The sequence below is a fragment of the Megasphaera geminata F0357 genome (genome assembly GCF_000239275.1).
GTDB classification, from domain to species: domain Bacteria; phylum Bacillota; class Negativicutes; order Veillonellales; family Megasphaeraceae; genus Megasphaera; species Megasphaera geminata.
Genome location: NZ_JH417588.1, coordinates 53,383 through 79,234, shown reverse-complemented (window position 1 = coordinate 79,234; position 25,852 = coordinate 53,383). Strand labels below are relative to the sequence as shown.

The 25,852-nt window shown below is 49.8% G+C and carries 20 protein-coding genes and 2 pseudogenes; 19 read left to right on the top strand and 3 right to left on the bottom strand.

The window, feature by feature from the left end; all coding sequences use genetic code 11:
* The 5 genes from thiM (at position 1) to HMPREF0080_RS05085 (ending at position 6,355) form a co-directional block, all read left to right on the top strand.
* Positions 1 to 822 (top strand): hydroxyethylthiazole kinase, encoded by an 822-nt coding sequence (gene thiM, locus HMPREF0080_RS05105; protein WP_245527229.1) that lies wholly within the window; start codon positions 1 to 3, stop codon positions 820 to 822.
* The gene (gene thiW, locus HMPREF0080_RS05100; protein ID WP_006790216.1) at positions 815 to 1,312 is read left to right on the top strand and encodes an energy coupling factor transporter S component ThiW; all 498 of its coding nucleotides are present in this window, start codon (positions 815 to 817) and stop codon (positions 1,310 to 1,312) included. Before thiM ends, thiW begins: the two co-directional genes overlap by 8 nt.
* 133 nt (positions 1,313 to 1,445) lie before the next feature.
* Positions 1,446 to 2,015, top strand: coding sequence for a TetR/AcrR family transcriptional regulator (locus HMPREF0080_RS05095; RefSeq protein ID WP_006790215.1), 570 nt, complete (start codon positions 1,446 to 1,448; stop codon positions 2,013 to 2,015).
* 18 nt (positions 2,016 to 2,033) lie between these two features.
* Entirely contained in the window at positions 2,034 to 3,191 is a 1,158-nt protein-coding gene (locus tag HMPREF0080_RS05090; protein ID WP_006790214.1) for an efflux RND transporter periplasmic adaptor subunit, read from the top strand.
* A gap of 11 nt (positions 3,192 to 3,202) precedes the next feature.
* Positions 3,203 to 6,355 (top strand): efflux RND transporter permease subunit, encoded by a 3,153-nt coding sequence (locus HMPREF0080_RS05085; RefSeq protein WP_006790213.1) that lies wholly within the window; start codon positions 3,203 to 3,205, stop codon positions 6,353 to 6,355.
* Positions 6,356 to 6,398: 43 nt separating this feature from the next.
* Here HMPREF0080_RS05085 and HMPREF0080_RS10785 read toward each other — a convergent pair whose 3' ends face one another.
* Together HMPREF0080_RS10785 and nadE are read right to left on the bottom strand one after the other, a co-directional pair.
* Positions 6,399 to 6,887 carry an adenine nucleotide alpha hydrolase family protein gene (locus HMPREF0080_RS10785; protein WP_006790212.1) on the bottom strand — a complete coding sequence of 163 codons (489 nt, stop codon included), beginning with the start codon at positions 6,885 to 6,887 and terminating at the stop codon, positions 6,399 to 6,401.
* On the bottom strand, positions 6,851 to 8,296 hold the full coding sequence (gene nadE, locus HMPREF0080_RS05080; RefSeq protein ID WP_006790211.1) for an NAD(+) synthase: 1,446 nt from the start codon (positions 8,294 to 8,296) through the stop codon (positions 6,851 to 6,853). The genes HMPREF0080_RS10785 and nadE overlap by 37 nt, the downstream gene beginning before the upstream one ends.
* Before the next feature lie 195 nt (positions 8,297 to 8,491).
* Between nadE and tatA the strand changes: the two genes are divergently transcribed.
* Both tatA and HMPREF0080_RS05070 read left to right on the top strand, forming a co-directional pair.
* Positions 8,492 to 8,695, top strand: a complete 204-nt coding sequence (gene tatA / locus HMPREF0080_RS05075) for a twin-arginine translocase TatA/TatE family subunit (protein ID WP_006790210.1) — start codon at positions 8,492 to 8,494, stop codon at positions 8,693 to 8,695.
* A 139-nt stretch (positions 8,696 to 8,834) separates the two neighbouring features.
* Complete coding sequence (locus tag HMPREF0080_RS05070) at positions 8,835 to 9,749, top strand: vWA domain-containing protein (protein ID WP_083817912.1); 915 nt, start codon at positions 8,835 to 8,837, stop codon at positions 9,747 to 9,749.
* A 62-nt stretch (positions 9,750 to 9,811) separates the two neighbouring features.
* Here HMPREF0080_RS05070 and HMPREF0080_RS05065 read toward each other — a convergent pair whose 3' ends face one another.
* Complete coding sequence (locus HMPREF0080_RS05065; RefSeq protein ID WP_006790208.1) at positions 9,812 to 11,089, bottom strand: M18 family aminopeptidase; 1,278 nt, start codon at positions 11,087 to 11,089, stop codon at positions 9,812 to 9,814.
* Positions 11,090 to 11,353: 264 nt separating this feature from the next.
* On the opposite strand from HMPREF0080_RS05065, the gene HMPREF0080_RS05060 reads away from it, so the two are divergent.
* The 12 genes and pseudogenes from HMPREF0080_RS05060 to HMPREF0080_RS05010 all read left to right on the top strand — a co-directional run.
* Positions 11,354 to 11,947 (top strand): DNA-3-methyladenine glycosylase I, encoded by a 594-nt coding sequence (locus HMPREF0080_RS05060; RefSeq protein WP_050808819.1) that lies wholly within the window; start codon positions 11,354 to 11,356, stop codon positions 11,945 to 11,947.
* Positions 11,948 to 12,037: 90 nt separating this feature from the next.
* Positions 12,038 to 13,384 (top strand): Trk system potassium transporter TrkA, encoded by a 1,347-nt coding sequence (gene trkA, locus HMPREF0080_RS05055; protein ID WP_040347297.1) that lies wholly within the window; start codon positions 12,038 to 12,040, stop codon positions 13,382 to 13,384.
* A 3-nt stretch (positions 13,385 to 13,387) separates the two neighbouring features.
* Positions 13,388 to 14,818, top strand: coding sequence for a TrkH family potassium uptake protein (locus tag HMPREF0080_RS05050; RefSeq protein ID WP_006790205.1), 1,431 nt, complete (start codon positions 13,388 to 13,390; stop codon positions 14,816 to 14,818).
* An 11-nt stretch (positions 14,819 to 14,829) separates the two neighbouring features.
* Positions 14,830 to 16,284 carry a TrkH family potassium uptake protein gene (locus HMPREF0080_RS05045; RefSeq protein WP_006790204.1) on the top strand — a complete coding sequence of 485 codons (1,455 nt, stop codon included), beginning with the start codon at positions 14,830 to 14,832 and terminating at the stop codon, positions 16,282 to 16,284.
* 24 nt (positions 16,285 to 16,308) lie between these two features.
* Positions 16,309 to 17,760 carry a TrkH family potassium uptake protein gene (locus tag HMPREF0080_RS05040; protein ID WP_040347295.1) on the top strand — a complete coding sequence of 484 codons (1,452 nt, stop codon included), beginning with the start codon at positions 16,309 to 16,311 and terminating at the stop codon, positions 17,758 to 17,760.
* A 127-nt stretch (positions 17,761 to 17,887) separates the two neighbouring features.
* Positions 17,888 to 18,421, top strand: a complete 534-nt coding sequence (locus tag HMPREF0080_RS05035; RefSeq protein ID WP_006790202.1) for a helix-hairpin-helix domain-containing protein — start codon at positions 17,888 to 17,890, stop codon at positions 18,419 to 18,421.
* Positions 18,418 to 20,357: pseudogene (locus HMPREF0080_RS11815) on the top strand (ComEC/Rec2 family competence protein). The gene HMPREF0080_RS05035 and the pseudogene HMPREF0080_RS11815 overlap by 4 nt, the downstream one beginning before the upstream one ends.
* Positions 20,344 to 21,363: a DNA polymerase III subunit delta gene (holA, locus tag HMPREF0080_RS05020; RefSeq protein WP_006790199.1), complete on the top strand. Its 1,020-nt coding sequence runs from the start codon at positions 20,344 to 20,346 to the stop codon at positions 21,361 to 21,363. Before HMPREF0080_RS11815 ends, holA begins: the two are co-directional and overlap by 14 nt.
* A gap of 2 nt (positions 21,364 to 21,365) precedes the next feature.
* Positions 21,366 to 21,662: a hypothetical protein gene (locus tag HMPREF0080_RS09120; protein ID WP_006790198.1), complete on the top strand. Its 297-nt coding sequence runs from the start codon at positions 21,366 to 21,368 to the stop codon at positions 21,660 to 21,662.
* A gap of 15 nt (positions 21,663 to 21,677) precedes the next feature.
* Positions 21,678 to 21,989 (top strand): annotated as a pseudogene (locus tag HMPREF0080_RS11310) (peptidoglycan binding domain-containing protein); the annotation flags it as partial.
* A 15-nt stretch (positions 21,990 to 22,004) separates the two neighbouring features.
* The gene (locus tag HMPREF0080_RS05015; protein ID WP_280959834.1) at positions 22,005 to 22,838 is read left to right on the top strand and encodes a VanW family protein; all 834 of its coding nucleotides are present in this window, start codon (positions 22,005 to 22,007) and stop codon (positions 22,836 to 22,838) included.
* 15 nt (positions 22,839 to 22,853) lie between these two features.
* Positions 22,854 to 25,852, top strand: a 2,999-nt coding sequence (locus HMPREF0080_RS05010; protein WP_006790195.1) for a PolC-type DNA polymerase III, incomplete at its 3' end; no start/stop codon positions are given.

The following is a 25,852-nucleotide window of genomic DNA, read 5'->3' as shown; positions in this document are numbered from 1 at the left end:
GTGACGGAGAGATATTTGCAAAAGGCTGCTCATGCATTACGCTGTTTACGCCGCCGCCGACCGCTGATTCATGAGTTGACGAATTTCGTTTCCATGAACGACTGCGCCAATATAACCCTGGCTGTCGGGGCCAAACCTGTTATGGCCCGGGCCCTGCCGGAGGTTGCGGAGACGGCTGCCGCTGCGGACAGTCTCCTCCTCAATCTGGGCACTTTACAGGAAAGCACGGTACAGTCCATGCATGCCGCTGCCGCGGCCGCTGTAAGGAAAGGGATTCCCGTTGTTCTTGACCCGGTAGGGGCCGGCGGTACGGCATGGCGGACGGAAACGGCGCTTGCGCTGGTCAGAACATACCCTTTTGCCGCCATACGCGGCAATATGAGTGAAATTATAAGCCTGGCAGAGGGGAAATGGGGAATTAATGCCGGTGTGGACAACGGCAGCGACAGAATTATGACGGCGTCATTGGCTGAGAAACTCAGTATGACCCTGCATACGGTTATTGCCGTTACGGGCAAGGTGGATACAATCAGTGACGGCGATCGGGTTGTACAGGTCCATAACGGCAATCCGCTGTTGCCGTATATAACGGGGACCGGCTGCATGACGACCGCCCTGATCGCTTCGTATGCGGCCGTTGCCGACCCGTTCACGGCGGCGTTAAGCGGGGTTCTGACTATGGGAATAGCCGGAGAGATTGCCGGACGGAACTGCGGTACAGCCGGGCCGGGGACACTGCGTTCCGTCCTTGCCGATGAAATTTATAATCTTACAGAGGAACGTATATATGCATATGGAAAGGTCGTGATCATAAATGAATGATACTGTCAGACTTAGAAAGCTTGCGCTTACGGCGCTTTTTGTAGCCGTCGGCATTCTTCTGGCCCCGTTTTCGATACCGCTGGGGGCAGCGAAGACATTTCCCTTCCAGCATATGCTGAATGTTTTAATTGCTGTTTTTCTCGGCTGGCGTTACGGTGTGGCCGGCGCTTTCTGTGTGTCGTCAATACGTATTGCGTTGGGAATGGGGACCATATTGGCTTATCCCGGAAGCATGATCGGCGCGGCTCTTTCCGGCATTTTATATGCCCGGACAGGTAAACTGTGGGGCGCCGTTGTCGGTGAAATCATAGGGACGGGGCTTCTCGGCGGTCTCCTCTCTTACCCGTTGGCGGCATATATCCTCGGTTCCCGTACGGCGACTTTATTTTTCTTTGTTTTTGCTTTTTTACCCAATACCGTTGTCGGAGCCGTGCTGGGCGCGCTTATATATAAGGTAATGCCTGCAAAAAAACTCAAAGAATTTGTGTAAGCCGGAGGACCTTGTGAACGGTTGAAACCCTTGAATTTACTTGACGTAAGCGGGACTTTTGTATTAAACTAAAATACGGTACTGGGTTTTCAGTGCCGGTTTTGACATAAAACGTTAACAAAAAGAGGGATATATGGAGGAGACTATTCGCGACAAAGTTTTGAAGGTCGCGCTCAAAGAACTGAATCAGCGGGGCCCGGATTTTCATATGGATGACCTGGCCCGGCATCTGCATATCAGCAAGCGGACTTTATATGAACATTTTTCGTCAAAGCAGGAAATTGTCAAAGAAGCTATTATTTCCGTTATGGATGATTTATATGCTCATCATGTCCGGTTAATCAACGATAAAAAAATGAGCATAGAGGATAAGCTGCTGGCTTATTTTCATGCCCGATCGGAGCTGATCGAGCTTATTTCTCTGCGTCAGTATGAAGCTATTTTGAGAAAAATGCCCGACATAGGGCCGGATCTGGAAGTGCAGAGCAAGCGTGATTGGGACTTATTATTGCATTTTCTTCAAGATGTGGAAAAGACAAAGGGCTATAAGAACTTTTATGCTCTTGCCTTACTGCATATGCTTATGGGGGCGGGAAACAGTATTCTGAACCATCTTGATGAGCTTGATGACGAGCGGTATCTTACGTACCCCGAGTATATGGATGAGTGTATGCGTATTGTTTTATACGGCATAAAAAAGTAAGAGGAGGAATTTAATACCATGTGGTCAAGACATAAAGGTTTGGCAGTAAGTCTGGCGGCGGTCGCCATTGCCGCGATAATGGCGGGTTGCGGCGGCCAGGAAGGAGTAAATAAACAGGCGGTGTCCGTCAATACATATCGCGTGACGGCGGAAGATACGGTTGTTCCCGCCGAATACAGCGGTATTGTTTCGGCGACGGATAAGGTACCGGTTATGCCTAAAATTTCCGGCCGCGTTTTGGAAAAATATGTACAGGGCGGTCAGACCGTTGCCGAGGGACAGCCTTTGTTCCGTCTGGACAGCCGCTCTTATCAGGCGGCCCTGAACGCGGCAAAAGCCAATGAAGCGCAGGCTGCGGCAAATCTTGCCAATCAGCAGCTCAACCTGCGCCGTTACCGGACACTGGCCGATGAAGATGCCATTGCCGTGCAGACCGTAACGGATCAGGAAGCCGCCACGGCACAGCAGAATGCCGTTCTTCAGGCGCAGGAAGCACAGGTTGCCGCCGCACAGGATAATATGGACGATACGATCGTCTATGCGCCTTTTAGCGGTACGCTCAATGTTGATGATGTCCCTGTCGGGACCTTTGCCACTGCCGGCGGCACACAGCTCGTAACGATTTCTTCGAATATCCCCGTTTTTGTTGAATTTTCTGTCAGTGAAGCGGAGTATCTGGATATGATCAAAGCGGGAGACGGCAGTCCCGCTTCCTGGGGCAATCACTTGAAGCTTCGCCTCAGTGACGGTACCTTATACGCTTATGAAGGCCATGTTGCTCAGGTCAATCACGGCATGGACGGCACTTCCGGCTCCATTGTTGTGAAAGCCGTTTTCGATAATCCGGAAAATCTCCTCCTGCCGGGAATGTATGCGACCGTCGTTTCCGATGCGCAGGTGAAAAGAAAAGCCATTACCGTCCCGCAGCGCGCAGTGCAGCAGACTCTCGGCAAGTACTTCATTTCCGTTATCGACGAAAACGGCGAAGCCAAGCAGAAAGAAGTAAAAGTAGGGCCGCAAATCGGCAAATTCTGGCTGATTACGGACGGTTTACAGGACAATGATATTATTATTGTTGACGGGTATCAGAAGGCCAACGGCGCCAAGCTGAACCAGCGGCTGTTGACGAAGGATGATATTTTGAATCCTTCCGCCGATGACGGCCAGGCGAAATAGGGGGAGAAAAAGTGATATCAAAGTTCTTTATTAACAGGCCTATCTTCGCTATTGTTATTTCCCTTGTTATTTCCATTGCCGGGATTTTATCGATAATGACGTTGCCTGTTGCTAAATATCCTAAGGTTACACCGCCGCAGGTGCGTGTTTCCGCCGCGTACACGGGGGCTAACGCGGAAGTTGTCGGCACGACTGTTGCCAGTGTTATTGAACGGCAGATGATGGGCGTCGATGATCTGGATTATATGGAAAGTACGAGCAGCGACAGCGGCTCGTATTCGCTGACGGTACAGTACAAGAGCGGCAGTGATGAGGACATGGATACGGTTAACACGCAAAACCGTGTCAGTCAGGTATCGGCTACCCTGCCGACGGAAGTAACGAGTACGGGCGTAACTGTACAAAAATCGTCAAGCTCAATGGCTATGGTCTTTGCGCTTGTTTCCCCGAACGGTACGTATGACGGTACGTTCATGAAGAATTACGCGACCCAGTACTTTATGGATGCGCTGAAGTCCGTCAACGGTGTCGGCACCGTTCAGGAATTCGGTTCCGATTACGCTATGCGTATTTGGCTGGATCCGTTGAAAATGAATGTCTTAAAGGTTACGCCAACCGATGTGATCACGGCGATCCGGTCGCAGAACTCCCAGGCCGCAGTCGGTACTATCGGTTCGCAGCCCGCACCGACAGATCAGGCGTATCAGTATACGCTGCGTGCCGACGGCCGTCTGAAAACGGCCGATGAATTTGAAAATATTATTATCAGAACGAACAAAGACGGCAGTATGGTCCGTGTCAAAGATATTTCCAAGGTCGAGCTCGGTTCAAAAAGCTATGATGTTTTCGGGCTTTACAAAGGCCAGCCCAGTGCCAGCTTTATGGTCAGCCTTTCGGCCGGGGCCAATGCGATGCAGGCGGTAAGCGGCGTAACCGCCGCCCTGGAAGAGGCGAAAAAGAGCTTTCCCGGCGATATGGACTATAAGATTATTTATGACAGCACCCAATTTGTCCGCGAGTCCATTAAAGAAGTTATTGAAACCTTTATTGAAGCACTGCTTTTGGTGGCGCTTATTGTGTATCTTTTCCTGCAAAGCGGCAGATCCACGCTGATTCCTCTGATCGCCGTTCCCGTATCCCTGTTGGGGACGTTTGCATGCTTCCAGGTATTGGATTTTTCCATCAACACGCTGACTCTTTTTGCCATGGTGCTTGCCATCGGCCTGCTGGTCGATGATGCCATCGTCGTTATTGAAGCGGTCGAATATGAAATAAAATACAACGATAAGAAGCCGAAGGAAGCGACGATCATCGCCATGGAAAATGTACAGAATCCCGTTATCGGGGTTGCCTGCGTCTTGTCGGCCGTATTCATTCCCGTGTCTTTTTTGAGCGGGATGAGCGGCATTCTGTACAGGCAGTTCGCCCTAACTATCGCCATTTCCGTCGCTATTTCCGCTTTTGTCGCGCTGACGCTGACGCCGGCCTTATGTGCGTCCATGCTGAGGGTACACAGGCCGACGGAAAAGGCGAGGGGGATTTATGCGTTTTTCCAGAAATTTAACGAGCGGTTCGATCGATTTATAAACTGGTACGGTAAGCAGCTGGCTCATTTGCAGCTGCATTTAAAGGCCTGCGTTGCCTTTCTCGTCCTTATCAGCGCGTTGACGGGGTTGCTCTTTACCAGGATCCCGACGGGGTTCGTGCCGTCTGAAGACAACGGCTTTGCCATGGTTGATGTCACCTTGCCCGAGGGAACGTCGCAAAATGAAACGGAAAAAATAGTCCGTAAGGTCGGCAGTTGGCTGCAGCAGCAGCCGGGCGTAAAGGATGCCATGGAAATTATCGGTTTCGGAATTCTGGCAAGCGGACAAAAAGCCAACAGCGGCGTCATTTTTGTCATGATGGATGACTGGTCGGAGCGTTCGACGAAGGAACTGTCCGTTGATACGCTGGTCGGCAAGGCAATGGGGTTCGGCAACGCCATTCCCCAGGCTACCGTCGTTGCTATCAACCCGCCGCCTATTGACGGGATGGGGACGAGCTCGGGCTTTACCATTGAGATTGAAAACCGCGGCAGCCACACGACGGCGGAACTGGCGGATATGACGACGAAGTTTATCACCGAAGCGCGGAAACGTCCCGAAATCGGTTCGATTTATACATCTTTCTCCAACGATACGCCCAGTTACCAGCTGGAAATCGATAGAGACAAGGTTGCCCGTGAAAATGTGGCGCTGACTGATTTATACGCAGTGCTGCAAACGTATTACGGCTCCTATCAGGTTAACGATTTTACAACCTTCGGCCGTAACTTTAAAGTTATTCTCCAGGCGGCTCCGGAGTTCAGGGAAAAAATCCAGGACAACCGCCATATCTATGTGCGTAACAGTAATAACGAGCTTATTTCGGTCGATAATTTTGTAAGACCGGTGATGACCGGAACGGCACCGATGATTACCCGGTTTAACGACTATCCGGCTATTAAGGTCATGGGGACGCCCGCATCGGGTTCAAGTTCCGGTGATGCGTTGACGGCTCTGCAGGAAACGGCCGATTCTGTCCTGACCGAAGGGTATGCCTACGAATGGTCCGGCATGAGCCGTGAAGAAATAGCGGCCGGCAGTAAGACCGTTTATGTCTTTGCTTTGGCGCTTCTTTTCGTATTTCTTGTGCTGGCGGCTCTTTATGAAAGCTGGAAAGTTCCTTTCTCCGTTATTTTCAGCGTCCCGACAGGTCTCTTCGGCGCCTCTCTATTTGTTTTCCTCTTGAACCAGACGAATAATATCTACTTCCAAATCGGTATCCTTGCCGTAATCGGTCTGGCTGCGAAAAATGCTATTCTTATCATCGAATACGCTAAAGTACGTGTCGATGAACGGGGAATGGATGTCGTTTCAGCAGCTATTGAAGCGGCAAAAATTCGACTGCGGCCGATCGTTATGACATCTCTCGCCTTCGTCATGGGTTGTATCCCCTTGGCCGTTGCCAGCGGTGCCGGCGCGGCATCCCGTGTCACCATGGGTGTTACTGTCGTTTTCGGTACGTCGGTGGCGACAATTTTCGGGGTCTTCATCATTCCCATGCTTTTCATTATCATTGAAAGTATAGGCGGCGGAAAGAAAATTCGTGATGAAGGAAAAATTACCAGATTAAGTGATTAAAACAGTAAAAATCCCGTTCACTTGCGTGAGCGGGATTTTTGTATTACTGATGTAAGAGTTTATCTTTCAATTTTTTATAGGCAACCGTATAGTAAGGCGGCAGTTGCGATTCACGCAGATCATTTCCGAAAGAGCGGCGGCTCACGGAAATCATAGGCGGCGATTGGATACGTTTTGCCACGGCAAAACCGGCGAACAGGTTCCACCAGCGTTCCAGATCGGCAATAAACTCGTGCGGGCCGGGGAAAATATCGGCCGTTTTTACGGACGTGCCGATCCTTTCCTCCAAAACGCCTTCAGCGTACCAGCGCAGAATCGTTTCCGGCGTAGCCCGCTGCCAACGTTCAATGAAGGCGGCGAAAAGGTAATCATGGTAGGGATATATAATGGGATCGCCTTGCCCTTTGGCAATATCCTGTGCCGCCGAAAGCTCTGCGCTGGGGATAATGTCGATACTGCCTTGCGGGATGATTTCCCGTCTGAATACGCCGGTGTTTAAGTAGTCCGCAGGGCGTAGATCTGATGCTTCCATAAATCGGCCGTAGCGGCGAGAAAGCCGGCTCCGTCGCCGTAGAGAGTGGCGTAGCCGACTGTCGATTCGGCTTTGTTGGCATTACATGTAAAGACTCCTCCGAAGGCGGCGGCGACCGCTGCGAGAATACGGGAAGAGCGGTCGCGGGCCTGGATGTTTTCCTCCATTAAAGAGGAGAGCACGAGCGGCTTTCTCTTTTTCCCGGCGCGCCATACAGTTGCTTCGGCTAATTGTTTACGCGTGAGTTCCAGGCTGTCCTGGACAGGTATAACCGTATAGGCACAGCCGATGTTGCCGGCCAATTCTTCAGCAAGGCCTTTGGTAGTTTCCGAATTATAGATGCTCGGCATATTTACAAGCATAATATTTTCTGGCGGTAAAATCGTCGCGTAAAGAGCCGCGTTAACCGCCGAATCAATACCGCCGGAGACCCCGATCACCACTTTATTCACGCTTATTTGGCGTAAAAATTCTTTAATACCGTAGTGAAGGGCCGTATAGATTTCTTCCGTTTCACTTTTTCCTGTATAGACGATGCCGGGGCCCGTGAATGCATGTGTTATTTCGTCGTAGGCCAGAACGGCCAGTTCTTCCGTATAATCACTGCATTGATAATGGAGTGATCCGTCTGCGTTATAAGCGCCGCTGGCTCCGTCGAAAGCGTATATGTTTTTGCCGTTGTTTTGAATACCCGTACAATTTACATAAAGAGCCGGCCGTTTGAATTTGCGGACAGCCTGCCCGAAAAGGCGATGGCGGCGCGCCGTTTTGCCGAGAGTGAAGGGGGAATTGGAAATGTTGATGAACATGTCGAGTTCATACATTTCACTTAAATAAGACATGGGCTTACATGCATAATTTTCATCCCAGCTGTCTTCACAAATAAGCGGGCCTACAGTCAGACTGCCTTTATCGCCGAAATCAAGTCGTACGGGAGAAAGAAAATCTTCCGGAAAGGCATGCCGTTCTTGTGCCGCTTCCGTAAGAGACGTAAAATAACGGAGGTCATTAAATTCTCTGTAATTAGGTAATAATGTCTTAATATAAAACGGGTAGGGAGAACGGCCCGGAGAAATGAAGGCACCCTTTTGGGCAATGAACATGGCATTGTATTTGCGTGGCCGCCCGTCCGGGTTCATACGGTTTTCTTCCGTGGCCACGTTGCCGAAGATGACGGTAATATCCTGCGACAATTCGCGGATTTCTTCACCCATGCGGACACATTCGTTGATATAATCCGGTTGGTCCCAGTTGTCGCCGATGAAATACCCGGGAACGGACAATTCCGGAAAGACGATAAGATCGCAGCCTTTTTTAACGGCTTCGTGTATATATTTTTTCATTTTTGCCGTATTGGCGGCAGCATTTCCGGGCAAAACGGAAAATTGGGCCAGGCCTATGGTAAGCATAGTATGCCTCCTCTGCTTGAATGTCTCTGTATTATACTATCACATCCGGCGAACGAAGGACAGTTGGATACATCCTCGATGCAGATGGATATAGGCAAGTTCTATTGTCTTGCACCGGGAATTTCGTGGTATAATATAACAACGTAAATATTGAAAATTTTTATGACTGATTTTTAGCGGGAAGGACTGTTATATATGCATTTGGGTATTCAGGAATTAGTTGTCATTTTGATTATTGTCCTCGTTCTTTTCGGCGGCAAAAAGATTAGCGGTCTCGGTAAGGCGCTGGGGACAAGTATGCGCGAATTTAAGGAAGAAGTGAATAAGAAAGACAGCGCCTCCGACGGAGACGGTGAAAAAAGCGGCTCTGTGACGGAGGATAAAGACGCGCAAAAATAACGGTTTGCAGTATGCGGCAGGCTCGTAGAGTTGTGAAAACTCAAATGTTATGAAAAGTTTTAGAAAACTATGGAACTGGATCGGGTTTTCATATATAATGGTTCTATAGTTGAACGACAGCGGAAAAGGGGAGGATAAAATGAAAATAAAATTATTTGCCGCCGTTTTGGCAGCGACAATTTGTATGGCTTCCGTCACGCCGCAGGTGGAAGCGGGCAGCCGGGCTGCGGAAAATTTCCTGTCCGGTAAAGAGAGCGGTTCTGTCGGCAGTACGGCAACAGGCGACAAGGGCAGCGGCACGGATATAATTGCTCAGCTTCTCGCCGCCGTTAAGGGAGGCGGTTCGGTGAAGGATATGAGCAGTATGACCGCTTCTGATGAAGGGACCGTGAAAAACGGCTCCGCCGATACGAAGGTGACGGATAAGAAGAAACGGCCCAATCATTTGGAGCTGGTTATGGTTATCGACCAGAGCGGTTCTATGAGCGGCCTGGAAGACGATACGATCGGCGGCTTTAATTCCATGATTGCGCAGCAGAAACATGATGATATAGATGCCAATGTGACGGCCGTTGTTTTCAATGATTTATCTAAAACGATTTATGATCGGGAAAAACTCGGCAATGTTACGAAAATGACGGATAATGACTATCATCCCGGCGGGATGACCGCTTTGATGGATGCAATCGGCACGACGATCGCTAAAGTTGAAAAATATCCTGAAATCACAAATAAAGATAATAAAGTCCTCTTTGTCATAATTACGGACGGGCAAGAAAATGACAGTAAAGAGTATACAAAAGATATCATAAAGAAAATGATTTCCGATAAACAGGAAAAAGACGGGTGGGAATTCGTTTATCTCGGCGCGAATATCGACGCTTCGACAGAAGCGCGAAGCATCGGCGTTAAAGAAGAAAATGCCGTTAAATATAAGAATACAGGCGACGGCGTGCGGAGCAATTATAAAGCGGTCGCCGAATTGGCGGGGGACATTGTCGCCGATAATTTTGAAAAAAGCAAGTGGAAAAATAATCTTGTAAAAGACGATTAAACACGAATAAAAGGGGCTGTAGCAGAATGAGGATTTCCTTTCATTCTGTTACAGCCCCTTTTTTACCGGGACAGAAAAGCCGTGGCCAGTCCGGTTAAACACTCCTGATCGTCTGCACCCATCGTTTCAAAGGAGGAATGCATGGAAAGGAGCGGAATGCCGATATCCGCGGTTCGGACGGGTACGTTCGCCGACAGGAGCGAACCCAGCGTTGAGCCGCCTCGCATATCCGAACGGTTGACAAAGGATTGCCGCTTAATGCCCAGAGAATCGGCCAGGCCTTTAATCGCGGCTACAGCTTCCGCATCGCCGGCATAGGTCTGATTGGCTGCCTGTTTTAAAACGACGCCGCCGTTCAAGAGAGGAAAGTTGGTTATGTCGTTTTTTTCAGGATAGTTCGGGTGGTACGCATGGGCCGCGTCCATGGAAAGCAGGAAAGCTCCCGCACATTGGCGTGAATATTCTTCCCGATCAAAACCTAAATTTTCGTATATGCGCTTTAAAAGATCGGGGATAATCATGGAAGCCGCGCCTTGTTTGGTTGTGCTTCCCACTTCTTCATTATCGAAAAAGAGCGCCATGCGGATACCGGCTGTATCCGCTTCCGTTATACCGCTCAGGCAGGCCGAAACGGAGGTGAGATTATCCAGACGGGGAGCGGCGATGAATTCGTCGTGCAGTCCCATAAAGACCGCTTCGGATAACGGATACAAGTTGAGATCATAAGCGAGTACGTCATCGCTTTCGGCCTCGCAAAGGGAAGCCAGATAGTTGATAAAATACGTGCTTGCCGTATCTTCCCCCGTGAGCGTCATAAGGGGAAGCATCTCTTTTTGCATATTAAAAGAAGCGCTTTCGTTGACGTCGCGGTTCATGTGTATCGCCGCTTCAGGAATAATGAAGAGAGCCTTTTTCGGGTCTATGTATACTGTCTCGGGAGCAAACGGAGCGGCACCTTTGAGCACAACTTTTCCTGCCAACGATAACGGCGTATCGAGCCACGTATGACGAATGATACTTCCGTACGGTTCTATATTAATGCGGCCGTATCCCTTGTCTGCCGTTTCGGGTGAAGGTTTCACGCGGAGGCAGGGGAAGTCGGTGTGGGCGGCGGCCAGACGCAGGCTTTCCGCAGGATTTTCCCCGACAGTAAAGGCTATAAGCGTGGTATCATAACAGGAAAGATAATATTTCCCGCCTCTTTGCAAAGACCATTTTTCCCGTGACTCAAGGCAGGTGAAGCCATGTTTTTCAAGCCTTTTTTTACCTTCCCGGACGACATGAAACGGAGATGTGCCGGCTTTGATTAAGGTGATAAGATTTTCCTGATATATATTCATAATTACGGTCCTTTCGCTGATTGAGCTGCCTGTATTATACCACGGAAAAATATGGTATAAAAAGTTAACTTGCAAAGGAGTATAAAAACCTGTAGTGACAGAACATGTATTCGTATATATAATACAATCATACTCATGAAGATAACCGATCCGGCGACGGGGACGGGTAATTTTTACAAGCTTGAAGAACGCCGTTGTACCGCGCTTTATTGCCTTTATAAGCAGATGGACGATCAACGGATAACCAGGCGGGAGGGGTTTCATATGGCAGGTTGCGAGTGGGCCGCATTGAATAAAAAAATGAAAGAGTACCACGACTGTGAATGGGGCGTTCCCGTCTATGACGACCGCGTACAATTTGAATATTTGGCACTTGAGGTGATGCAATGCGGCCTCAGCTGGAATACGGTTTTACAGAAAAGGGAGACCTTGCGCCGCGCGTTTGCAGGTTTCGACTATGAAAAATTAGCTCAATTTGATGAACGCGATGTTGAACGTATCCTGTCCTGTGACGGCATTATCAAATCGCAGGGAAAGAGTAAGGCAATCTTGAAAAATGCCCGTGCGTTCATGTCAATTCGACGTGAAACGGGCAGTTTCAGCGAGTATCTCTGGTCTTTCACCGGCGGCATGCCTTTAGTGTACAGATCTCATCAGGATAAGGGGGTGCCTGCACGGAATATGCTGTCTCAGCGGATTGCCGAAGATCTGAAACGAAGAGGGTTTACATATATCGGCGCCGTGACCGTATATTCCCATCTCCAGGCCTGCGGTATTATTAACGACCATGCCCGGACCTGTCCCCGGTATGAAGAGTTGGTCCATATTTACGGCGCGGCGGAGACGGACGGAGAATAAATGCAAATTCAGCCTTTTATATAGCCATGAGCCTGTAAAGAGAGTATGATAACTGTAGTTAAAAGATTGTCGGATACAGGAGGTATCAGCGTGCGCATTGTTGTTATCGGAGCGGGGAAACTGGGATACAGTATTGCCGAATTATTGTCGAATGAGCAAATGGATGTTGTTGTTGTCGATATTGATGACGATCGTTTGGAAGCGGTAAAAAACACCTTGGATGTATTAACGGTTCCGGCAAACGGAGCCAGCCCTATTACGATGAGCGACCCCGATGTTTTCGGGTCTGATATTCTCGTAGCCGCGACGAACAGCGATGAAACCAATATGATCGCCTGTATCCTTGCCAAAAAGCACGGGATCTCCTATACGGCGGCCCGTATTCGCGATCTGGAGTTTCTCTCTGAAGCCAAAGGCTATTTAAAGGAAAATTTTGATATTGATCTCATGATTAATCCCGAATATATTACGGCCCGTGAAATCAATCGCATTCTTATGACCCCTGCGGCGCTTAATGTGGAAGATTTTGCACAGGGGAAGGTACGCCTTTTTGAAACCAAGATCCGCAAAGAGTCCCCGTTGGCCGATATCCCGCTGAAAGATCTGGTTCTGCCGCAGGATGTATTGGCGGGCCTTATCTTCCGTGATCACCGTATGATCATTCCGCACGGTGAAGACAGGCTTCTGCCTCATGACAATGCTTTTTTCGTCGGCGCGTCGGATAAAATTGAGCGGTTCAGCAAACAGTTTGTTGGTACGGGTATGAAAGCACCGGAACGGGTCCTCATCATCGGCGCCGGCCGCACGGGGAGAGCCCTGGCGAAGATGCTGGATAAGCAGGATGTCAACGTCAAGGTTATCGAAAAGGACCCTGAACGGAGCCGTATGGTGGCGGAACGCATTGACAAGGGCATCGTTATTTGCGGGGACGGCACGGATATTGATTTGCTGACACAGGAAGGCGTCGGCGAGGCGGATGTCGTCGTTTGCCTTACGGACGATGATAAATTGAATCTGATGCTGGCCCTTTTGGCCAAGCATTTGGGTGCCGGCCGTACTATCGTGCGGGTAGCGCGTATCGAGTATGTTGATCTCATGGAAAAGGTCGGCGTTGATATCGTTTTATCTTCCCGTCTTTTGGCGGCCGGTGAAATCCTGGCTTTTGCCCGTCGCGGGGGGGTCGTTTCCGTTGCTCTTCTTGAAGGCGCTAAAGCGGAAGCCGTAGAAATTATTGTCCAGCCTGAATCTTATGTGGACGGGAAAGCCCTGATGGATATGGATCTGCCGCGGGAGTGCCTGATTTGCGCCTATGTCCGTGATGATGAGGTTTTCGTGCCGACGGGCCAGTCCGTTTTACGGGCCGGTGACAGAGCCATTCTTTTTATCCGGATGGACTTCGCTAAAAAAGTTATGAAATACTTTACAGGAAAGGCATAAATCATGAAAGGTGCGTTTGTATTTGCAGGGTTAAGCCGGATAACGGCTGTTATTGCCCTTGCCCTTATCGTGCCGATATTTGCCGGCTTATGTGCCGAAGACGGTACTGCCCGGTTTTTTGTACCGTCTTTTTTTATTGCCGCGGCGGGAACCGCCGCTTTCGCGTTGGGCGGGAGAACGCATAAGCGGCAAATGCAGCTTACTGAAGGTGCGGTACTTTTGTTTGTTTGCTGGTTTGTCATGGCGGCTATCGGCGCCTTGCCGTTTTATATCGGCGGCTGCCTGACCGGTGCCGACGCCTGGTTGGAGAGCATGTCCGCTTTTACGACGAACGGGAGTTTTATTCCCGTCTATGCCGTCCCGCCGTCACTGCGGGTTTGGCATGTCGTCATGGAATGGACCGGCGCGCTTATTTTTATTAATCTTTTCGTTACGGTCGTTCCTCAGATCAGCAAGGTATTCAACATCGGCCTTTCCGGCGACAATCCCTTCGCTTTTACGCCGGGATTGAAACGTATGAAAGTATTCATGAAGCATATAAGTATCGTTTATGCGGTCGTTACCGCCGTGACGGCCGTCGCCTTCCGGCTGGCCGGAGTATCTCTTGATACGGCCGTTTTACAAGCCTTTGCAACCGTTTCCACAGGCGGCACCGCACTTGTTGATTTGCATGAGCGAAATATTGCCTGGGCGGCTGTCTGCGGCATGTTTTTAGCATCGTGCAACTTTCTCCTGTTGTTTAAAGTTTTACGGGAACGATCGTTTCGTTCATTTTTTCGCAATACGGAATTCCGTGCTTTTCTGGCCGTTATTTTCACGGCAACCCTCGTTTTGAGCATAACCGTCCATAATCGGACCGCTTACGAATGGGGTGACAGCCTGCGGCTGGGGGTATTCCACGTTTTATCTTTCATGAGTACAACCGGGTTTATCGCTCCGGGAGCAGCGGGGTTTCCGGAATTCGACAGGCTTTTACTGTTTCTGCTCACGTTTGTCGGCGGTTGTGTCGGTGCGGCTACCGGCGGGTTGAAAGTTATCCGTTTTCTTATTCTTTTTAAGATGACAGGACAAGAACTGGTGCGCACCCTTCATCCGCAGATGGTCATTACTGTTAAGGTAAATAACGTATCTGTCCCCCTGCCCGTTATCAGCCGCGTGCTGAACGTCTTCTTCTTGTTTATCGCCGTATTTTTCCTGTCCGCACTTGTCCTTTCGCTTGCAGGGCTTTCGCCGCTTCAGGCTCTCGGCCTGGCCGGGGCGGGGCTGACGGGAACGGGAGCGTCCGCCTCACTTTACGGCCTGGACGATTTATACGGGTTACCTCTCTGGCTCAAGGTATATTATACGTTTATTATGGTCTTGGGACGTATAGAGGTAGTTGCATTTTTCCTTGTTATACAAACGGCAGTTCATTTTCTGCGCCGCCGTTGGTAGGAGTAAGGCAGATGGATTTTCGCGTTGTTTCATATCTTCTCGGCAGGCTGTCGGTTGCCTGCGGCATTGTTCTTTCCGTACCGTTCGGTATGGCCGTCCTCTATAAAGAAGAAAATATCAATGCGTTCGGGTGGGCCGTCATCGTTTGTCTCCTTGCCGGCACGATATTGAAATATTTCGGGAAAACGAACGTTCATACGTTGACCGTTCGCGAGGGAATGGCCGTTACCGTTCTGGGGTGGGTTATGGCGACCTTCCTCGGTATGATCCCCTATGCCGCGGGCGGTTACCTGTCTGTCCTGGACAGCGTTGTTGAAACCGTTTCGGGCTTTTCCGGTACAGGGGCTACGGTTATTGACGATATTGAAGCCTTGCCGCAAAGTTTACTTTTGTGGCGGTCTCTGACTCACTGGTTCGGAGGATTGGGTATTATCGTTATCTTTATCGCCCTTTTTCCCCGTTTCGGCAAGGGTGCCGTGCGCATGTTCAATACCGAGAGCACGGGACCGACGGACTCCCGTTTTCTGCCGCAGGTAAAAGAAATGGCCCTGGCCCTTTTTACCGTATACGTTATTTTTACGCTGGCCTGTACGCTTGTGCTCTGGGCATGCGGCCTGGATTTTCTGATTGCGGCGGAACATGCGTTTTCCACGATTGCTACGGGCGGGTTTTCCCCTTATAATGACAGTATTGCCCACTTTAACAGCCCGCTTATTGAAGGGGTACTGGCTTTTTTTATGCTGATCTCCAGCGCCAACTTCGGTATGTATGTAGCTGCCTGGCGCCGTGGCGCGCACATTATCCGGAAAGACACGGAATTTCGCATGTATTTGTCCGTCGTCGCCGTCTCGACCGCGTTAATGGCCGGAAATCTTATTCTGACTCTGGGCTGGGACGGTACGTATGCCGTTCGGGAAGCTTTTTTTCAAGCCGTGTCCATTTCTTCGTCCACCGGGTTCGTTTCCTGTGATTTTGATCAGTGGCCGGCTTTCTCCAAGTATATTTTGCTGTTCCTTATGTTTCTGGGCGGTTGTGCCGGTTCGACGGCGGGCGGGTTAAAGGTCACGCGCTTAATGCTGCTTTTAAAGACCGCACGGGCTTTATTGCGGCAGAAGGTTTATCCGCGGGAAGTCATTGCCGTCAGCTCCAACGGGACGGAATTTTCTGAAGATGTTCTGTACGGCGTCGTCCGGTTTTTTTTAGTCTATGTACTGTTGGATATTTTATGGGCCGTTCTTCTCGTTTGGGACGGCGTACCGACATTTGAGGCCGTAGGCGTCAGTATTTCCACCATGGGAAGCTGCGGTCCGTCGTTCGGCATATTCGGCGCAACCTGCACGTATTCGGCGCTGCCGCCGTTCAGCAAGGCCGTTGTAGCGTTGTCCATGCTCATGGGGCGCCTTGAGTCGTTCAGCGTCCTCGTACTGTTTCTGCCGTCGTTCTGGCACCGTCGTCAGGGCTGGTAACACTGTCTCCGGATGGGGGATCATATGAACTTCAAGATAGTCAGTTTGTTTTTAGGCAGAATATCGTTAGCCGAAACCGGAGTGCTTCTCGTGCCTTTGTTTTTAGGGCTTTGGGATGGAGACGGCAGTGCGCCTGTCTTTGTTATCTCCATAGTTTGCTGCTTTGCGGCGGCGGCCTTTTTTCTCTCCGGCGGGGAGGCGCGGCGCCAGAAGTTGACGGCTCAGGAAGGAATAGCCATTACCGGTTTGGGATGGATCCTGGCGACGGCTCTCGGTATGGTGCCTTATGTGGCAGGTGATTATCTCGGATTTCTGGACGGGATCTTTGAAAGTATTTCCGGCTTTACCGGCACGGGAGCGACCGTTATCAGTGATTTGACCGGCCTGCCGCAAAGTATCCTTCTCTGGCGCAGCATGACGCATTGGCTCGGCGGGCTCGGGATCGTCGTTATTTTTATCGCTTTATTGCCCGAATCGGGGCAGAATTCGTCATACATTTATAATGCCGAAGCGGCCGGACCGACAAAAGAGCGCGTGCTGCCGCGCCTACAAGATATGACAAAGGTTCTTTTTGAAATCTATTCCACCTTTACGCTTCTTGCTTTTTCCGTCTTTCTTCTTTGCGGTATGGATTTTATCAGCGCGCTGAATCATGCCCTGTCAACCGTTTCGGCAGGAGGATTTTCCACATACAATGAAAGTGCCGCTTATTTTGACAACGTCGCCATTGAAGGATGGATGACCTTTTTTATGATTCTGGCAGGCGGTAACTTCGGCCTTTATTACCGTGTGTATCATAAAGGATTTTCCGTCCTGCGAAGCAATACGGAGTTTAAAGCGTATATGCTGATTCTTTTGACGGCTACCGTGCTGGTACTCCTTGATCTTATGTACGCTCACGAACTGGTTTTTTTTGATGCCGCCCGCTATGCGGCCTTTCAGGTTGTATCTATTGAAACGACCGGCTTTGTTTCGGCGGACTATGATCAATGGCCGACTTTTTCTAAAATTATCCTCCTGGGGCTGATGCTTTGCGGCGGCTGTGCCGGCTCGACGGCTGCCGGTCTGAAGGTATCGCGTGTCGTTATTTTGATACGCTCGGTTAAAGCGAATATACTACATCTCTTATATCCCAAGCATGTCCTGGAAATACATATGAACGGGTATATGTTGCATGAAAATACGCTTCTCAGGGCGGGTCAGTATTTTTTCGTGTATATCCTGTTCATTGCTTTATGGGCGCTTCTCCTGGCATGGGACGGAATTGAAATTTTTGATGCCGTCGGCATCAGCGTTTCCACGATGGGCTGTGTCGGACCGGCCTTCGGTATAACCGGTGCAACGTGTACCTATGCGGAACTCTCAACCTTTGCCAAGACGGTTTTATGTTTTTCCATGCTCATCGGCAGGCTGGAGATATTTACGTTTCTTGCCATGCTTCGACCGGGACTCTGGCGGGGCAAAAATACGTGGTGAGCGGATCTTATAAAACTCTCATCATGAGGAATACGTTAAATTTTCATTAAAAATTAACGGCAGCAGCAGGAATTCGGTGGCTCCTCTTCGAAAGTATACATAAAGACTGTCGAGGAGGTAGACTGGTATGAAAAAATTTCTGCTGCTGTTTTCCGTCTTGTTTGCGCTTCTGATGTATGCGTACGGTGAGACGATCGTCGAAGCGACACTGCCCGAAGAAATCCGAACGGTTGAACCGGCGGAGGAACGGAGACCTTCGTTAACGTACATATATCTCAGCGGAGCCGTTCGGAATCCCGGCGTCTATTCATATAAGGCGCCTTTAAAAGTCAGTGAAGTTATTAAAGATGCGGGCGGATTTTCTTCGTATGCCGACAGTGACGGTATTAATTTGGCCGAGTCCATACATGACGGCATGCATATTCATGTGCCGTACAAGCCGGAAGGTACGGCCGTGCATACGGACGACGGTAAAATTCACCTAAACGAGGCCGATGAGAAGGCCTTGACGCAGCTGCCCGGCATAGGGCCGGCCATGGCCGCGGCCATTGTCGCTTATCGCGATGAACACGGCGCGTTCTCTTCGATTGACGAATTGAAACAGGTAAAGGGAATAGGGACAAATAAGTATGAGAAATTGAAAGACTGTGTCGATCTATGAGGCAGTATATCGGCTTTATGGCGGCGCTTTCTCTTTCCGGCGGCATTATTATTGCCGACAAGTGTTCTTTGCCCTGTTGGCTGGGCCTGTCCTGGTTCGTGATTTTCCTGATTCTTGCCTGGATCTGGCGGCGGAAAAACGTATGGTTTTGTCTTGCCGTTTCTCTGGCCTTTTTAGGTCTGGCCGTCGTCAGGCTGGACATAAGTGAAAACCGGTATAATTCGCTGCCCCGTTATGAAAATAACCGGGATGCCGCCTTAACTTTGAAGATAGGCGAGAAAAAGGGAACCTATGAGACCGATAAAGGTGAGGTAACCAAGTATATTGCCTCTATTCAGAGTGAAAGACCCGAAGGGAAAATATACTTGACCGTAAAGGGTGCCGATCCGTATCCTCAAGGAACGACAGTACAGGGCGATGTGCGCATGAAAGATTTAACCCTTTTCAAAAATGACGGGCTATATGATTTTTATCATTATTACAGACAACAGGCCGTCGTCGGCCGCGGTGAAGAAAAAAAGAAGGGGAATCTGACTGTCTGTGCGGAAGCGGGAGTTTACGACAGGACGATAAACTTGATCCATGCAAACATAACGTCTTTTTTTAAAGAAATACTCGGCGGTGACAGAGCTTATATATTGACGAGCCTCCTTTTCGGCGGTAATTATGACAGACTGCCGCCTGCCGTCCTGCAAAGTTTTGCCGCTACGGGCCTGATCCATATTCTTTCCGTATCGGGGGCGCATATAACACTTGTCCTGGCCGTAGTGACTTCCGTCGGTAAGCTTTTTTCTGTAAGAAATAAAACCTTATATCTTCTGGCGGGTATTTTTGTCTTTTTTTACAGCGCCTTGTCCTCTTTTACCGTGCCTGTCCTTCGCTCCGCCTGTATGGGTCTGATCGGCACTTATGCGCTTGCGGCGGAGCGGGAATACACCCCTCTTCACGTACTCGGACTTGTCATGACCGGTCTTGTCCTTTATAATCCTTATCTTGCGTATGATCTGTCTTTCCGCCTTTCCTGCGGGGCGACGGCGGGGATAATTCTGTTTTCGCGCAGGCTGAATGAGATATTTTCCTTTATAACCCCGTTTATAAGATTACCGCTGGCTCTTTCCATAAGCGCCCAACTTCTTCTGGTCCGTTTCTGACCGATGCCTTTGCCGTTCTGCCGACCTATACATTTTTCGCCAACCTGCTGGTAGGGACAATCCTTGACGCGGTTATTGTCATGGGCCTTGCGGCGGCTCTTTTTGTTTATATTTCTCCGCCTGTCGGTAAGGTCTTATTGATGATAATCGGGCCTCTTCTGGAGGTAAGCTTAAAAGGGAATTTTTTTCTTGCCTCTCTGCCGTACAGCCGTTTTCCCGCAGGCGCTATGACGGCTCAGGCCGTATGTGTTTATCTGCTGCTTATAGGCGCCGTTTTTTTTAAGGCCGTACGAAAATTCTGCCTCTTCGGGAGCCTTGCCGTTTGTGTTTTTGCGGCGGCTCGCTTCCTGGCGGCCGGGGACAGGGCCGAACTGTATATTTTCGATCTTCATGACGATGCCGCCATATGCATTGTGGATACTGCCGGCGAAGCCCGTCTGTGGTATAATAAAAAGCAGCCTCATGCATACAGCCCGATTGCCTCCGTCCTGGTACCCGCACTGCGCCATGAAGGAATATTCTCCCTTTCCGAAGTTTGCGTTTACGGTGCAGGTGCTGAGCGTGCAGTCGGGGATCTGGCGGAAAATTTCAGGATAAATAAGATAGTATCCGGAGCTGCGACGGATCCCGACATTTCTTTCGCCGGCCTCAGGATACATGCGAGAACGGGGACAATTGACGGTCTGCCGCTGAATACAAAAAAGCACGGACAGATAAAAGGACGTTACTGTCGGGAACACTGGCGTTTTAAGACATATAACGGTGAGTCGTATGAAATACATTAAAATAATATACGGTACAGAACCGTATTTAATGGAAAAAGCAAAAGCCGGCTATCTTGCGGAATGCGCGTCGGACTGCGGCAGTGCTCCGGAAGTGGTGTCATTCCAAAAGGATGAGCCGCCGCCGACAGTCGCGGAATCGCTGGAAGGCAGTTCGCTGTTCGGCGCGGCAACCGTTACCGTATGGCAGGACCCGCCGTATCTGCCTGTAAGGCGGGGAGGGCGGTCGCGCAGTAAAGTGGACAAAAAGGAAGCGTGGTTTCTGGAGAAAACCGCTTCGTTGGGAAGGGGCAGTTATGCCGTGTTTATTGTCCACGGTCCGTTGGATGTCAATGCCGCGTTTTTTAAAGCGTTGAAACCGTATGCCGATATCAGCGCCTGTGAAGCGGTTACGGAAAAAAATGTCATGCCCCATGTTGAAGCGTATTTGCAGCAGCTCGGTTTTACTCTTGCTCCGGAAGCGGGGCGGCAGATGCAGGAAATGTTTCATACGTGGAATGAAATTTCTCTTTTATACGTTTTTTCGGAGCTGGAAAAACTTACGCTTGCATCTCCTCACGGCAACATTATTCATAGGGAAGCGTTAAGCGGCTTTTTTGCCGGCACGGTCGAAAAAAATTTATATACGTTTACCGATTATTTTCTGAATCGCGACGGTGCTGGCTGTGTACCCCTTATTGACGGGCTGTTCGGCAAGCCCGATGTTTTTTTGAAGAGTACTGCTTATGTATTGTCACGCGTGCGGATGTTACGGGCTTATATGGAACTGAAAGAGGCCCGTGTCAACGCGGCGGAGGCGGAACGGCTATTGAGCAGGATCAACAAGGGCAGGCCCGTTAAGAACAGCATATATTATTTGCAAAAGTCGGGTAAGTATTGGCGACTTGGAGAATTGGACGAGCTTATTTCCGGGCTTTTCACACTGCAGCTGCATATACGCAGGGGAACGGCGTCAATAAAGGACATGGAAGCTCTTATTTGTCTTTATTGCGTGCGTGAAAGAGGTTAATTTTGAAAGAAAATCATGACCGTGAGATAGAGGATGCGGCGGGCCGGAGGAGCCGGCGTAATTTGAAAAAAAATAAGAAGGCCGTACCTTTGGCGGTGCGGCTGATATCAGTAACCGTTTTGGCTTTGCTCTCCATTTTTTTTGCAGCCCGATATGTGGCGGACGGGCGCGTAGAATTAGACGGACAGCCGGTTTCGCTTATGTCCCGGCAGGATGTTGCCGCGTATTTGGAAAAGTCCGAGCGGGCCGTAGCCGATAAATCGTTTATGCTCACAGCGGCAGGCATTGCGGAAAATTAACCTCTTTCACGCCTTGACGCGCATGTAGACAAAGAGCGGATTTATGATGAGCTCTATCTCGTCGGCCGACACGGCGGGCCGGCCGAGCGTGTTGCCGAGGTTTTTGAGGTCCTTGTGTACGGCCGCAATGTGCCGGTCCGTCTTACGGCAAATGAAGAAAAACTCATGCAGGCCCTTACCGCCGTTCATGAGAAATACAATATAACGCCTGTCAACGCGTATGCCGAACTTACGGCGAACGGCACCGTTACGCTTCATGCGGAGCGGGAAGGCGCCGTTATTGATACGGGCGCTGCCCGTGACCGCATCCGTGAAAAATTGGCCGACGGAGAAGCGGGGCAGGTGGATTTGCCCGTGTCGGAACGGCGCGAGGCGGCTGTAAAAAAGGCTGATCTTGCCGGGATCGATACGCTTTTGTCAAGTTATACGACTCATTTTGACGGCAGCGATACCAACCGGAGCGAAAACATAGGCATTGCCGCGCGTCTCTTGAACCATACGCTGGTGAAAGCCGGCGCCGCCTGCTCTTTTAATGATACTGTCGGCACGCGTACGCGTGACAAGGGGTATAAAGATGCGCCCGTGTATTTTGATAATAAACTGGCTATGGATGCGGGCGGCGGCGTCTGCCAGGTCAGCACGACTCTTTTTAATGCCGTCCTGCGGGCCGGGCTGCGTATTGACAGCAGATCACCTCATTTTGCCCCGGCCGGTTATGTTCCCGTCGGCATGGATGCGACGGTTGCAGACAATTCGTTGGACTTTATTTTTTCCAATCCTTTTACACACGGCGTGTATATCTGTACGGAATGTACGCATGATGCGATAACCGTTTATATTCTCGGCAATCATGAAGACGGCTGTTCCGTCGCCTTTGTGACGACGGAGCAAAAGACGCTGCCCCATAATGTCATCAAAAAGCATGATCCTTTTATAGCGGAGGATAAAAAAGAACAGGAAGGGTATGACGGCCGTGAAATAACCATCAAAAGAGATGTACATTACAAGGACGGATCTGTTTATACCGACTTTATTGAATCCCGTTACGAACCCAATGATGATATTACCCTGACCTGCGGCGGTGATTCATGTTACAGTGCGCCGCCGGGCGCTGCGGACGGGGTACATAATCAGGATGAAATGATTAATAAGCGGTATGATCCGCTCGGACCGTAAAATGAGGGGAAAAGCATGAAATATTACCATATTGTACCGAAAGGAAATTTGTATATACCTTTGAAAGACGGGGAACCGGTGCGTATTGAGCGCATCAGCACCTGCCTTGCCGACATGTCGTGGCGGATTGTCGCCGATGTGCCCTGCGGCGCCGATACGGCCCTTTTGGAAAAGGCCGTCCGCGATACCTTTGCCATTACCGGCTCGTTACAGATAGAACGGGTAACGGTTGATGCTCTTGAGCGCGACGGCGAAGCTCTCGACGCGACTGATACGGTCGATCAGGCCGATGATTTTTCTTCTGACGATATGGAAGGCTATTCCATCCTTTATGAAGATATTTATGACGAAGACGAAGAACTGTATGACGAGGCTTACAGAAAAGCCTGCAAGGCGGCAAGAACGTCCGGAGAAGAAAGGCGTTTAAAAAGGAAAAGAAATGCCTCTTTGTCGGCTGAAACGGCAGACGGGCGCGTGCTCCTGGGGAAGGCTTTTTCTACAGCCGAAATTCCCGGAATAGGTGAGATATTAGGCGATGAACGCAATAATATCGTCCTTCGCGGGAAGATTGTCAAGGTTGAATTTAAAGAATTGAAGTCAAAACGAATTCTCCTGGCTTTTCAAATAGCCGATAAGACAAACGGTATCAGCGCCAAAACGTTTATCGACACCGGTAATTCCGGAAAATTCGGCCGTAAAAACGCGCTGACGGACGAACAGCTGGCCGTGTTGAAGAAAACCCTGGAAGTAAATACGTTTATTTACGCTCACGGTAATGTACGCTATGATAATTATCAAAATGATTATGTTTTAAATGCCGATGCCATTATGACGGCGGAAAGCAATGCCGTCGAACGGGTTGATGAAAATCCCACGCCCCGCGTTGAACTGCATCTTCATACGACGATGAGCGACATGGATGCGCTGATTACGGTTAAAGATCTGATCAGGACCGTCAAAAAATGGAACCATCCGGCCGTTGCCGTCACGGATCACGGCGTCGTACAATCCTTCCCGGCCTTGCAGGAAATGGCTGCCGCCAATGATGTGAAAGTGATATACGGTATGGAAGGCTATCTTTTTGATAATGAAATAGATAAATCATACCATATCATTATTCTGGCGAAAAATCAGATCGGCCTGCGTAATCTGTATAAACTTGTCAGTATTTCTCATTTGAAATATATTTATCGCGGCCGGCCGCGTATTCCCCGCTCTGTTTTAAATGAATACAGAGAAGGGCTTATTCTCGGTTCCGCCTGTGAAGCGGGTGAACTCATCCGTTCGATGGTACAAAAGAGATTGGCCTATGATGAACTGAAGAAGGTAGCTTCATACTATGATTATCTGGAAATCCAGCCGATTTGCAATAATGAATTCCTCGTTCGCGAAGGATATGTCGACGATGACGAGGGCTTGCGGGAGATCAACCGTACCATACTGAAGCTCGGTGACGAGTTGGGTAAGCTGACGGTCGCAACCTGTGACGCCCATTTTCTTAATAAAGAAGACAAGATATACAGAGAGATCCTTATGACCGGCAAAGGCTTTAAAGACGCCGAATTTCAGCCGGACTTATATTTGCGTACAACTGACGAAATGATTGACGAATTCTCCTACCTGGGGGAAGAGCGGGCCAGAGAAGTCGTAATTACCAACCCGAATAAGATTAACGCCATGATTGACGCTGTCACGCCCGTACCGAAAGCAAACCTCTATTTCCCGAGAATTGAAGGGGCGTCTGAAGCGTTGAAACAAATGTGTCTGGATAAGGCCCACAAGATATACGGCACCCCGTTGCCGGCTGTAGTTGAAACCAGACTGAATGAAGAATTTACTTCTATTTTCGGCAACGGGTTCGGCGTGCTTTACTATATTGCGCATAAACTGGTAAAGCATTCTAACGATGACGGCTATCTCGTGGGATCCCGCGGCTCGGTCGGTTCGTCTTTCGTCGCCACCATGGCGGATATAACGGAAGTTAACCCGTTGCCGCCTCACTATGTATGCCCCGCGTGCCGGTACAGTGAATTTTTTGAAGACGGTTCCGTAGCCGGCGGCTTCGATTTGCCGGATAAACCGTGTCCCGTCTGCGGCACACCACTTCATAAAGACGGGCATAATATACCGTTTGCCGTTTTTCTCGGTTTTGAAGGCGATAAGGTTCCCGATATCGATCTTAATTTTTCCGGTGAATATCATCCTAAGGCGCACAAGTATACGGAGGAGCTGTTCGGCAAGGACAATGTGTTTCGTGCAGGGACCATCGGTGCGGTCAAAGACAAGACGGCCTTCGGATATGTGAAAAAATGGGCCGAAGCGCGCGGCATTACGGCCAATGATGCATATATTAACAGTCTTGTCAACGGCTGCACGGGCATCAAAAACACGACGGGGCAGCATCCGGGCGGTGTTATGGTCATACCCCGTGATATTGATATCCATCATTTTACGCCCGTCCAGTATCCGGCCAATAAGAAGGATTGCGGTATCATAACGACACACTTCGATTACCATTCTATTGAAGGCCGGCTCGTCAAACTCGATATTCTCGGGCATGATGATCCGACGGTAATTCGCATGCTTGAAGATATGACGGGGATTAAGGCGACGACCGTACCTTTTGACGATCCGCAGACGATGAGCCTTTTCAGTTCTACCGAGGCGTTGGGGCTGACGCCTGAAGAATTGGGCTCTCCCGTAGGGAGTCTGGGTATCCCCGAATTCGGTACGTCTTTTGTCAGGAAAATGCTCGTCGATACGCGTCCGAAAACCTTTTCCGGCCTCGTCCGCATATCCGGTTTCTCACACGGTACGGATGTCTGGCTGAATAATGCGCAGGAATTAATCACCTCCGGTACGGCAACGTTGAATGAAGCCGTATCTGCACGCGATGATATTATGAACTATCTCATCAATCACGGGGTCAAACCGAAAACGAGCTTTAAGGTTATGGAAAATGTCCGTAAGGGGAACGGTATTGATAAGCCCGAAAAGGCGACGGGACGAAAGAC

Bases quoted from the DNA above. Each gene is read 5' to 3' on its own strand.
- thiW (WP_006790216.1), top strand. From the start codon at position 815: ATGAATGATACTGTCAGACTTAGAAAGCTTGCGCTTACGGCGCTTTTT.
- HMPREF0080_RS05095 (WP_006790215.1), top strand. From the start codon at position 1,446: ATGGAGGAGACTATTCGCGACAAAGTTTTGAAGGTCGCGCTCAAAGAA.
- HMPREF0080_RS05090 (WP_006790214.1), top strand. From the start codon at position 2,034: ATGTGGTCAAGACATAAAGGTTTGGCAGTAAGTCTGGCGGCGGTCGCC.
- HMPREF0080_RS10785 (WP_006790212.1), bottom strand. From the start codon at position 6,887: ATGGAAGCATCAGATCTACGCCCTGCGGACTACTTAAACACCGGCGTA.
- nadE (WP_006790211.1), bottom strand. From the start codon at position 8,296: ATGCTTACCATAGGCCTGGCCCAATTTTCCGTTTTGCCCGGAAATGCT.
- tatA (WP_006790210.1), top strand. From the start codon at position 8,492: ATGCATTTGGGTATTCAGGAATTAGTTGTCATTTTGATTATTGTCCTC.
- HMPREF0080_RS05070 (WP_083817912.1), top strand. From the start codon at position 8,835: ATGAAAATAAAATTATTTGCCGCCGTTTTGGCAGCGACAATTTGTATG.
- HMPREF0080_RS05065 (WP_006790208.1), bottom strand. From the start codon at position 11,089: ATGAATATATATCAGGAAAATCTTATCACCTTAATCAAAGCCGGCACA.
- HMPREF0080_RS05060 (WP_050808819.1), top strand. From the start codon at position 11,354: ATGGCAGGTTGCGAGTGGGCCGCATTGAATAAAAAAATGAAAGAGTAC.
- HMPREF0080_RS05050 (WP_006790205.1), top strand. From the start codon at position 13,388: ATGAAAGGTGCGTTTGTATTTGCAGGGTTAAGCCGGATAACGGCTGTT.
- HMPREF0080_RS05045 (WP_006790204.1), top strand. From the start codon at position 14,830: ATGGATTTTCGCGTTGTTTCATATCTTCTCGGCAGGCTGTCGGTTGCC.
- HMPREF0080_RS05040 (WP_040347295.1), top strand. From the start codon at position 16,309: ATGAACTTCAAGATAGTCAGTTTGTTTTTAGGCAGAATATCGTTAGCC.
- HMPREF0080_RS05035 (WP_006790202.1), top strand. From the start codon at position 17,888: ATGAAAAAATTTCTGCTGCTGTTTTCCGTCTTGTTTGCGCTTCTGATG.
- holA (WP_006790199.1), top strand. From the start codon at position 20,344: ATGAAATACATTAAAATAATATACGGTACAGAACCGTATTTAATGGAA.